The sequence below is a fragment of the Slackia equolifaciens genome (genome assembly GCF_003725995.1).
In the GTDB taxonomy this organism is placed as follows: Bacteria; Actinomycetota; Coriobacteriia; order Coriobacteriales; family Eggerthellaceae; genus Slackia; species Slackia equolifaciens.
This window is the reverse complement of the sequence record NZ_QIBX01000012.1, coordinates 73,687-84,732: the sequence shown is the minus strand read 5'-3', so window position 1 is coordinate 84,732 and position 11,046 is coordinate 73,687. Positions and strand designations below refer to the sequence as shown.

Here is an 11,046-nt window from a genome sequence, read left to right as displayed (position 1 = left end):
GAAGTCCTACTTCGGGCCGGACGGCGCCGCCGTGAGCGGCTGGCAGACGGTCGGCGGCAGCCGCTACTACTTCGATCCCGACGCGTGGTTCTTCCGCGCCCTGAAGTGGGGGCACGACATCGACGGCAAGCGCTACTACTTCGACGAGCAGTCCCGCATGGTCACCGGATGGGTTAGATGGAACTCTGACGGCAAGTGGTCATATTTTAAGTCGGACGGCACTATGGCGACTGGAAGAACAACCATAAATGGGGTTCAATATGACTTTGGCTCTGATGGGCGCATAACCAATGCCGCTTATTCTGCGGACAAGGTGTTGGATGTGCCTCGGAATACGCTGGTTGACTGGCTGGAGGACCACGAATACTATGGATATTATCTCGGAACGAAATACTCCAGTGGATTTTCAGTATCTACGTGTATGTATCCTAAGGGTGCTCCTCGTTCTGATGGCTTTACCGGAATGAATTGTACGGGATTCGTTGCGCATGCGTACCGTTCTGCAGGCGGGGATTTGGGGCCAATAGCAAAAAACAATAATCATTCACCATGGTCTGGTGGTCCTGGGGGCGGAAGCTACATCAATGCTTGGAGATGGTACGGCTACGCCATTGACTCTGGAGCAAGGATATACACTTTCAACAATGTCGCATCGATGCTTAAAAGTGGGAAGGCGAAAAAGGGGGATATAATCTTTTTTAAGACGAACGGCTTTATAGATTGCCACATTGGTTTTTTTTGGGGCGATACGCCAAATCAGAATAAAATGTGGCACCAGATTTTACAAGGTAATCAAATATCGACTTGCTTCAATAACGCAAACAAGCAGGAATATAATCAAAAAGTGGTACTCATAAAAGGGTAGGGCAAGGAACAAAGGTTTGAGCCATGGTTAAGAAGATTCTTGTTGTTTTTGGGACCCGTCCCGAAGCGATTAAAATGTGTCCGTTGGTTAACGAGCTAAAGTCTCGAGATGGTTTAGAGGTTTGTGTCTGTGTTACCGGGCAGCATCGCGAGATGCTGGACCAGGTACTAGAAGTGTTTAATGTGAAGCCCGATTATGATCTTGCTATCATGAAACAGGGTCAGACTCTATTTGATATCACGGCAAAGGTTTTGGTCAACATTGCCTCCGTTCTCGACGATTCTTTGCCTGATGTTGTGTTGGTGCATGGTGACACAACAACCAGTTTTGCAGCTGGACTTGCTGCATTCTACAAGCATATTCCTGTAGGCCATGTTGAAGCGGGACTTCGGACATACAATATGTATTCACCTTTTCCTGAAGAATTTAATCGACAGGCTGTTGATATTTTTTCAAAGTATTACTTTGCTCCAACGGAGAGAGCAAAACGAAATTTGATGGCTGAGGGTAAATCAAGTGATTCGATTTACGTTACGGGGAATACTGGAATTGATGCCCTTAAAACAACCGTTCGATGCAATTATGATCATGAAATGCTGCGATGGGCCTCGGATTCGCGATTGCTGCTCGTTACGGCTCATAGAAGAGAGAATATTGGCGAGCCAATGCATCATATGTTTCGTGCAATTCGCAAAATTGTAGAGACTCATAATGATGTGAAGGCCATCTATCCCATCCATATGAATCCGGTTGTTCGCTCGATTGCTGACGAGGAGTTATCTGGATGCGATAGGATCAAGTTGATTGAACCGCTGGATGTTCTCGATTTTCATAACTTTCTTTCAAGGGCATATATTGTATTAACAGATAGCGGCGGCATCCAAGAAGAAGCACCTTCGCTCGGAAAGCCCGTATTGGTAATGCGCGATACCACAGAGCGCCCCGAAGGAGTTGCTGCTGGAACGCTCAAGCTTGTTGGTACGGATGAGGCTGCAATTTATAACGAATGCGATAAATTGCTAAGTAGCTCTAAGGCGTACGAGAAGATGTCTTGCGCTTCAAATCCATATGGGGATGGTAGAGCATCAGCAAGAATTGCTGATATCCTGCTTAACGGAACATTATCATAGGGGAGATTGAAGATGCCCGCTAATAATTTTTTGTTTTCTGTAATATTGCCAATATATAATATGGAGCGGTACCTCGAAGATGCTCTCGAGAGTATTGTTTCTCAGACAATTGGATTCAAGCAGAATATTCAAGCGATTCTTGTTGATGACGGAAGCACAGATGATTCCTTGGGGATATGCAACCGTTTCGCTGCGGAATACCCAGACAATGTAATCGTTATTCATCAGAAAAATGCTGGCGTTGGTGCTGCAAGAAACGCTGGCATGGAGGCATCATCGGGTTCGTACATCACATTTCTCGATCCCGATGACAAGTGGGATGCTGATGCGTTTAACCAAATGCACAACTTTTTTCTTGATAATCCCAATGTAAGAATTGCTGCGGCGAGAATAAAGCATTTTGGTCGCTGGAATGACTATCACGCACTTGACTATAAATTCTCGAAAACTCGCATTATCAATATATTTGCCGAATGGGACAAGCCTCAGCTTTCTGCTACGACAGTTTTTTTTGCTCGCTCTATTCTTTCGGGGCAAGCGTTTGGCAAGATTAAAGTTGCAGAGGATTTCCTTCTGGTTTCTTCGTTAATTGCTAAAGAGGGCATTTACGGAGTTGTGAGGGAATCCCTGTATTTGTACAGGAAGCGCTTCGACAGCGATTCTGCTATCGACACTTCAAAATACAATATGAGTTTTTACTTTGATACTGTTCGCGAATGCTATTACTCTCTTTTTGGAATTTCCAGAAAGAGATACGGATACGTTATCCCTTATATACAGAATGCGGTTATGTATGATCTGCAATGGAGAATCTCAGCCCCTTCGGATAATTATCTGAAAGTATCAGAGAAAAACGAATATCGACAATTGATAGTGGGATTATTGCGGAGCATAGATAATAAAGTGATATGCCGGCAGCGGAACATCAATGCCCATTTGAAACTGTATTCTCTTGCAATGAAATACGGACTTTCTTTTTTTGATGCCCAGTCCAGGCTTCTTCGACTTGGGGATGGAAAATATGCAAGTGTTTATGTGCTAGATGACGGAGATGGCGCAAAGCTTTCAGACGCTACGCTCAAAATTGAATTTATTTCTATGGATGATAAGCAGGTGCATTTTGAGGGCCTGCTTAATACGGTCTTGCCTGTCTCTGATTTGGAATTGAAGATTGTTATCGGCAAAACAAGCGTGCCCGCAGAGCTGTTTACCCGTTCCGATATCTCGTTCTCATCGTATTTTGAGGATACCTTTAGCTACGCAATTGGATTTAAAGGCAGTGTGCCCTCGGAGCGTAACGGGTTTATCGATTTTCGTTTATCGTATCGAGGCGTAAGTAAAAAAATGAAAATCGGTTACGGTATTTTTTCTAAGCTGTCGAAATGCATCCCGTCTTATTATTGCTATAGCAATAATAAGATACTGATTAGCCGTGCAAAGCATAGAATTCAGCTCTTGGCTTCTCCTACAAAAAAAACCGTACTAAAGCGCGAGTTTATTTTTGATTTGAATACCGTTAAGCGCCATGGAGCCAAGGGGCTTAAAATCGCATTGAAAAGAATTCCTGAAGTATTGTCTAGGCTGTATGGCAAGCCAGCGAAGCGTGTTTGGCTCATTAGCGATCGCCTGGATAAGGCCGGAGATAACGGTGAAGCATTTTTCAACTACGTTGCGAAGAATGCACCGAAAGATGTTTCTCCGTATTTTGTCATCTCAAGCAATTCTGCTGACTGCCAGAAACTGAAGCGTTACGGAAAGGTGGTTGATCCGTTTTCTCATAAGTACGGAAAACTATTTCTTCGTTCTGAATATGTTGTATCTTCTTCTTTTGATGCTCATGTCTATCGTCATTTTGGAAAGTACGAGGACTATTACAAAAATCTATATCAATTTAAGTACGTCTTTCTGCAGCATGGCGTAATTAAGGATGATATGTCTTTTGCCCTGAATCGCTATAGGAGAAATATCTATTTGTTCGTTACTAGTTCAGAGAGGGAGTACGATTCGATTCTCTCATGTGATTATTACTACAGTCGAGCTAATGTCGTTTTATCTGGATTGCCACGTCATGATTTGCTCAGATCCTGCAAGGTAGCGAATAATCCTCGGAAAAATAAAATAATAATCATGCCTACTTGGCGAAATAGTCTTGTGGATGGTTTTGATTCAAAAACTCAGTCCGCAATAATCTCCGAGTCAAAATTCATGCAATCGAATTACTATACCACCTATAATTCGCTCTTAGGTAGTGATGAACTCAGACGACTTATTGCTGAGTATAATATCTCTGTGGATTTTGTAATTCATCCGGGGTTCTCCTCGATGTCGTATCTGTTCGAATCGATTCAAGACGTTAATGTCCTGTCTTCTTGCGACTATCGCGAGGAGTTCATTTCTGCGTCATTGATGATTACTGATTATTCTAGTGTTGCCTTTGATTTCGCTATTCTTCGTAAGCCTGTGCTGTATTATCAGTTCGACAGCTCTGAAGTATTAGATGGCGGGCATATTTATTCTCGAGGATATTTTAGCTATGAAAATGACGGCTTTGGTCCTGTGTGCGAGTCGGAAGATGAGCTGTTGAAATCTATTCGAGAATATGCTGAAAACAATTTTGAATTGACGGGAAAATACTCCAAGAGAGTTGATTCATTCTTTTTTAGCCCAGAAAAGAATGAATCGAGTTCGCAAATTATCATGAACCGCATGCTAAATATTGATTCCGAAAGCATTAAGGATGGAGCCAATGTCGATGACGCTTTTTAATAGGGAACGCTGTCTTTTGGATGCGGCGACGGCCGTGTCCAACTGTATGCCTGGTGACAGATATCGTGACGAATTTTTTAATCTTGCGGTAGCGTTATCAAAGTATGATATTCCAATGGATTCAGACAAGCTCCAATCTGAGCAGTTATTCGATATTGTTAAAGCCATGCGCTGCACTACGAGGGAAGCCGATGAACGAGTGCATTTTGAGCGGGACAGTCTGTCAATCGATTTTCATTCAAAAGGCAGTCTCATAGAGGTGTGCCTTCTGGGTGGATGCAAATTAAAGCCTGACGTATCTCAAATCTCCGGCAACGTCAGCTATGAATGTCTGAACGAAACAGAGTTTGCCATAGTCGCAACTTTTTTTGATATTGAGGATAATCTAATCAATAGAGCATATAGAGTCCCTAATTGTGGAAGATTTTCTCTTGAGGTTCCATTTGGTGCGCATTGTGTCGATTTTGCTTTGGCGGGCTACGAGGGTCAAATCAATCTTAGCTCAATGAATGTCTACGGAGTACTGGCTTGTTGTGACCCAATTACCCCTGAAAACAGGGAGAAATTTACAAATGGTATAGTGAAACGGTTCGAGGAGTCTTTTGCGCTTCTTTGTGGTCATATCCCCGATAGCAATGGATCGAGGTACTATGATCGCTGTAACTTCCGGATAGGAATTATCACGGACGACTTTATGTATAATTATTATTCTGACGCCGTGACCCTTGTTTATATTTCCCCTTCGAACTATGAGCGGTATATCTCGGAGGGTTCATTGGATTTGCTGTTATATGTTTCTTGCTGGCAGGGACTTAATCCCCCTTCGGCCGAAGGAGATTACGAATACGATCCTAAATATGCCGTAAATGTTGTTCCAGAGATTTTTTCTTTTGCGAAGCGCAATGGGATCACTACGGTATTTCAGTCAATTGAAGATCCGCCAAGTTATAAATTGTTTTTGCCCATTGCCAAAGCAGCAGATTTCATTTTCACAAGTGCAGTTGAGATGATTCCTAGCTATGTTGAGGACACGGGGAATCCATATGTTTTTTATCAACCATATGGAGTGAATCCATCGATTCATAATCCAATTGGTTTCTTAAAGAAGCGAGCTACAACTGAATCGTTTTATAAGGATGCCGTATTTTTTGCAGGTAGCTGGTATCGCAATTATCCTGAACGTTGCAAGGACACGGCGCTTCTCTTTGACAGCGTTTTAAGGGAGTCCGGCAAGGGCCTCATCATTGCCGACCGTGCTTTATATTTTAACAATCGGGCAAACAGGACTTTTCCTGCTGAATATAACGAATTCATAATGCCGCCAATAGATCATAAGCTTTTGCAAAAAGCCCATAAATTATTTGATTTCTCCCTTAACTTAAATAGCATTAAGGACTCCGAGACAATGGGGGCAATGCGCGTATATGAGGTGCAGGCATTAGGCTGTCTCCTGATTTCTAATTATGCGAAGTCCACCGAAAACTGCTTTCCTGACATACCTCTTGTTACGGAGCCAGGGATTCTGACGGATTATTTTTCGAATCTATCGGATACGGATATTGTTGCCGCTCAGGTGCGTGGAATTCGTCGAGTTATGTCTGGATCGACTGTGTATGACAGGCTGAATTTAATGTTTGAGAAGATTGGTGCTGGTTTTTGCTTTCCTAGCAGAACTGTTTATGTGGTTTGCAAAGAACCCGACGAAAATATGCTCCAGTCTTTTAATGAGCAAACATATGACAGGAAAGTATTGGTTAATTTACAGGAACTTAGGGAGAACTGGTCAGACACGGATTACGTCATTTTTCTGGACGATGTTTTTCCTTACGCGCATTATCTCGAAGATGCTATCAATGCGTTCAAATATTGTGACGTTGACTTTGTGGAGTATTGCAGCAGGCAAGACTATGAAAGAGGCTACGATTATATTTACGGAGTCCCTTCTAGTGTTGAGAACACAGTGTTTAGCATGAGCGGTCTCAGTGCCGAGGAATTAACTAATGGTCTGGCGAGGGAACGCTCAATGTTAGGGTTTGCTGTTCTTGCGGTCGACTGATTGCTGAGATTCTGTCCGTATCTTCTCGGCAGTGTTTCGGAAATGATGCAGCACTCGGTCTGGAGGGGCGGCCGTAGACTGGACGAGCGAATTGTGCGTTCCCTGGAGATTGCGGTCTGAACGTGAATTTACCCCGTATCCGTTTACGCAACGACCTCCGTTTGCGCACGATGCCGCGAACGGAGGAGAAAGGGTGCTGCCGAAGATTTCTCGCACTTTCCGACAGTCTCACAGGGATCGCGTGCCGAAATGTGGTGTAACGACTGTTTTCTAACCGGTAAATAGAAAGCGGTTATCGCCTAGAATTTGAAATGACCAAAAATCAGATTCTGTTGAAAGGCGACAACCGCATATGGACACGATACACGATATAACTCCGAATACCCTCGAGATGCCTAGATTCGATGATGGCATGGTAAATATCTCTGAGCTGATCCGCATCCTCGCCCAATCGCTGGTCAACGAAGTCATGGACGCCCAGGCCGACGAAGCATGCGCCGACGGCAACCAAAGAAACGGCTACAGGCAGCGCAAGCTTGTCACCTGCGTAGGAGAGATCACTTTGAAGATCCCCAAGCTGAGAACGGGCAGCTACTATCCTGAAGACCTCCTTACCCGTTGGTCGCGCACCGACAGGGCTGTCATAGCGGCGATCTCCGAGATGGTCGCCAACGGCGTATCCACCAGAAAGGTCGAGCGCGTGGCGAAGGCCATGGGCATAGCGTCCATGAGCGCGAGCCAGGTCTCGCGCATATGCGCCTGCCTCGACGAGACCGTCGAGGATATGCAGCAAAGGGACCTATCGGGAGCCACCTACCCTTATGTGTGGCTCGACGCGACCTACATCAAGCGCAGGGAGGCGGGGCGCGTGCGGTCGACGGCGCTCGTGACCGCGATCGGCGCAGGGTCCGACGGCTACCGGAGGCTGCTGGGAATGGACGCGATCGACACCGAGACGCATGAGGGGTGGAAGGGTTTTCTCCTGTCGCCGAGGGAGCGCGGCGTAGCGGGCGTTTTGTGCGTGACCAGCGACGCCCATGAGGGTTTGCGGCGCGCTATTCAAGAAATCTTCCCCGGGGCATCGTGGCAGCGCTGCATCGTGCACCTCATGCGCAACGCGTCGGGCGTTGCGCCCACCAGGCAGAAACGCGGCGCGGTGCTCTCGATCCTCAAGGCGGTCTTCGCGGAGCGCGACCCGGCCCTCGTGCGCGAGCTGTACCGCCTCGCGATAGATGAGGTCGGGGCGTTCTGCCCGAAGGCGGCCGAGATCCTGGAGGAAGCCGAGCCCGACGCGCTCGCGTACCTCGACTTCCCCTACGAGCACCATGTGCGCCTGCGCACCAACAACGTCCAGGAACGGGCAAACCGCGAGCTCAAAAGACGCAGCAGGGTCGTCCAGGCGTTTCCTTCGAGAAAATCCCTCATAAGGCTTATGGGGGCGGTCTTCTCGGAGATGGACGAGGAATGGTCGAGCCGCCGCTGGTTTTCCGACGGCTCGATCGCGCGTGCGGTGGAAGGCGCCCAGGTCAACGCCCCCGCGCCTAGCTACAGCGGCAGTGCCGCGGAGCATGCAGCCAGGATCATCTCGCTCGTCATGGCGGACAACCCGATCCCCGGAAGGAAGGCGGCATAGTATGTGCTAGGATGATTTTCGTTCTAGGTGGTTCTCGATTTGCTCGGCCAGCCTAACGGCTGCCCTCCCAAATCGAGCGCTACACCACTTTCCGCGACACTACCATCTGGGATGCCTTAGCCCGAGTAGCTCGAGCGGGTCAACTGGCCCGAGGAGGAAGGCTGCCGGGAAACGTCGTAGCATCTGTCAGTGAAATCGGGGTGGATCCAGATTCGCGTAACTGCACTGCAATGAGTGCGTGAGGATGATGGTGGACTATACATGGGAGGAGAAGCGCTGCCTCGGCGAAACGGCTGATAGGACACGCCCGGTTACGCTTCTTCGACTTCGAGATAGGGGAGATAATTTACGACGGGCGCGGCATAGACGGCATGCTTGTCCGGAAGGCCATCATCTGCCAGTGCATGTCGCAGGCCGCCAACGCGGTGATAGGAGCCGCATAGGCGCGGGGAAGAGCTATCTCGGCTGCTGCCTCGCCAAACGGGCGTGCAAGATGCGCGGGAGCGCCCGCTACGTGCGCATGCCCGACCCTTTGATGGAGCTCGACGAACCTACGGTGATGGAGAGGTCCGACCAGAATTCAATCATTCCCATCCAGTAGCGTTACGAGTTTGGAGAATACGTCACAATTGTCAACAACAACAATGGCTAGATTGTTTCTAACGCGAGTTACGCTTTCAAACAGGAGTCTTATGGAGAGATAGTTTTTGTTAGGATGAAAGGTGGCTTGAAGCGCATTCTCGTCATCGTAGAAAAAGCTTTTCGAGATTGCTACGACAACGTTGTCAAACTCTTGTCCTATGACCGCATGCGTATTCTGACAGCCCAGTATTGTTAATTCATCGAATACGCTTGCTGTGTATTTTGAATTAGTTAGCGAGATGTATGTGAAATTATGTTTACGAAGGTTTTGAATCACCAAACGCGCTTCATCCGTTGACTTGGCATATAAAACCTTAACGGGGCATGGGCGAATTAAGTCGTTTTTTCGCCGTAAATCAAGCATAGCTCTAATAAAGGAAGCGAGCTCTCTATTTGTCCTGATTTTATTAGTTAATGAGTAATGTAAATCTGAGGGAACAAACTTATCAATTCTCCCTTCATTGTTACTCCTGATTTCCGTTTTAGATAGAGATTGTCTCGAATCTAGGCTAAATACCACTCCAATTTGATGCGTGCCATGTATCTCAATAATTTGATTCAGGGTGTGTGCGTAGAGTCGATGGGCTTCATCAATAAATAAAGCTTTGTACCGGCTCAGGTCAGTTGATGGAGCCTGTTTCGCAGAAATGATATCCATTTTATCTGCCATATGTTGATTGATTACGTAATGTCCGCTAGCGAGATTTCCAGAATGAATTACGCAGGTATTTCCATTGCTTTCTGCAAAATCACGCGCAATATCATAAAGGAGGAGCGTTTTGCCAGTGCCAGCTCCTCCTGTGAGCTTGACCATCTTGTTATTGGCCAATTGTTTACTGATATTTCGTTTAAATTCTTCTTGCTGACTAGTAAGAAAATATTCTTTCCTAAGAAAAGCGTCACATTGATTTATAGGAGAAACCAAATAAGACGAAGGAGAGAAATGACTATCTGTGTTGTCGGAGAAATAGTTGCCAAATGAACTGATGCGTTTTTTTGCTTCCCTGCATGCAATTTCTACGCAGTTGTCATTTGTATCAAGCGTGTACCATCTGTCGGTTTGCGATTCGTAAGTTAACAGTATGGGAAGAGCCGACAAATGCTTTAAGTAATACTTATTCCTTTTAAGTTGTGAAGCAATTTTGTCTAGTTCTATAGGCTCGCTTTTGAGTTCAATGTTTAACACGGATCCTATGCCAATTTTAAGCAAATCGAATTCTTTGGCGATTTGGGGAATGCTGTACGAGACCGTAAATCCATCGAGGTCATCAATGCTGACGTCATACTTCAGAAGAAGGTCTACAAGTTTATAGAGGGATTTGCGTTCCCGATTTTTGAGGGAAGTATTGCTGTTGGAAAGGATGTGCAGGTATTGATTGAAATCTTCGAGAGATGCATCTTTGTCGATTCTTGTCAAGTAAAAAATATTGATAGGATTAATCATTACTGCTCCGGTGGGATTCAAATCATTTACATTTAATGATTATACAATGCAAAAAAGTAGAAGACGAAAGCCCGCTACGATGGAAGATGCACAAAGTCGATAGGGGCTGGCCGCGCTCCAGGCGTCAATTGGTTTCTGCCGATGCTGGCTACGCATTCGATTTTAGACGACAGGGGTGAGACGGTTGCGTGATGGGGCGAGTTTATAGTTCTTTCAGATGGGTTTATTTAACGCCTATTCAGCCGCAAGGCTCTGGTGGGCCAATAGGACTCAAGTTGACTACAGCGGCATCGTTCCTTCAAATAATATGTTTAACTTCCATGCTCGCTGCAATAGTAACCCCTGCGAACGTGAGGGCCCTTCGGTCCGAGCGGGCGTTGCGCCGAGCAGAGAAGGCTCTTTCCCGCTATGGTGACGGCCGTGAAGCCTCGCCGTGCGAAAAAGTCAGGGAAAGAACCATAGGTGCAAAATGTGCCCAGTTGAACCTCAGGGAGAGAGGGCAGATACAGG

The 11,046-nt window shown here is 46.3% G+C and carries 7 protein-coding genes; 6 read left to right on the top strand and 1 reads right to left on the bottom strand.

Annotated elements, in window-relative coordinates; translation table 11 throughout:
* The 6 genes from DMP06_RS07525 to DMP06_RS11720 all read left to right on the top strand — a co-directional run.
* The coding region (locus DMP06_RS07525; RefSeq protein ID WP_181443039.1) for an N-acetylmuramoyl-L-alanine amidase family protein at positions 1 to 865 on the top strand (865 nt) is incomplete at its 5' end.
* 23 nt (positions 866 to 888) lie between these two features.
* Positions 889 to 1,995 (top strand): non-hydrolyzing UDP-N-acetylglucosamine 2-epimerase, encoded by a 1,107-nt coding sequence (wecB, locus tag DMP06_RS07520; RefSeq protein WP_123209126.1) that lies wholly within the window; start codon positions 889 to 891, stop codon positions 1,993 to 1,995.
* Positions 1,996 to 2,007: 12 nt separating this feature from the next.
* The gene (locus DMP06_RS07515; protein ID WP_123209125.1) at positions 2,008 to 4,761 is read left to right on the top strand and encodes a bifunctional glycosyltransferase/CDP-glycerol:glycerophosphate glycerophosphotransferase; all 2,754 of its coding nucleotides are present in this window, start codon (positions 2,008 to 2,010) and stop codon (positions 4,759 to 4,761) included.
* Positions 4,733 to 6,817, top strand: coding sequence for a CgeB family protein (locus DMP06_RS07510; protein WP_123209124.1), 2,085 nt, complete (start codon positions 4,733 to 4,735; stop codon positions 6,815 to 6,817). Before DMP06_RS07515 ends, DMP06_RS07510 begins: the two co-directional genes overlap by 29 nt.
* Before the next feature lie 352 nt (positions 6,818 to 7,169).
* Positions 7,170 to 8,450 (top strand): IS256 family transposase, encoded by a 1,281-nt coding sequence (locus tag DMP06_RS07505; protein ID WP_123209123.1) that lies wholly within the window; start codon positions 7,170 to 7,172, stop codon positions 8,448 to 8,450.
* A 400-nt stretch (positions 8,451 to 8,850) separates the two neighbouring features.
* Positions 8,851 to 9,051 carry a hypothetical protein gene (locus tag DMP06_RS11720; protein WP_123209122.1) on the top strand — a complete coding sequence of 67 codons (201 nt, stop codon included), beginning with the start codon at positions 8,851 to 8,853 and terminating at the stop codon, positions 9,049 to 9,051.
* On the opposite strand, the gene DMP06_RS07495 is transcribed toward DMP06_RS11720, so the two are convergent.
* A complete protein-coding gene (locus tag DMP06_RS07495) occupies positions 9,031 to 10,536 on the bottom strand; it encodes a DNA/RNA helicase domain-containing protein (RefSeq protein WP_123209121.1) in 1,506 nt (501 codons plus the stop codon). The genes DMP06_RS11720 and DMP06_RS07495 overlap by 21 nt on opposite strands.
* Positions 10,537 to 11,046: the final 510 nt, after the last annotated feature.

What these genes read in the sequence shown, in the direction of transcription:
- wecB (WP_123209126.1), top strand. Translation starts at nt 889, where the DNA reads ATGGTTAAGAAGATTCTTGTTGTTTTTGGGACCCGTCCCGAAGCGATT.
- DMP06_RS07515 (WP_123209125.1), top strand. Translation starts at nt 2,008, where the DNA reads ATGCCCGCTAATAATTTTTTGTTTTCTGTAATATTGCCAATATATAAT.
- DMP06_RS07510 (WP_123209124.1), top strand. Translation starts at nt 4,733, where the DNA reads ATGGAGCCAATGTCGATGACGCTTTTTAATAGGGAACGCTGTCTTTTG.
- DMP06_RS07505 (WP_123209123.1), top strand. Translation starts at nt 7,170, where the DNA reads ATGGACACGATACACGATATAACTCCGAATACCCTCGAGATGCCTAGA.
- DMP06_RS07495 (WP_123209121.1), bottom strand. Translation starts at nt 10,536, where the DNA reads ATGATTAATCCTATCAATATTTTTTACTTGACAAGAATCGACAAAGAT.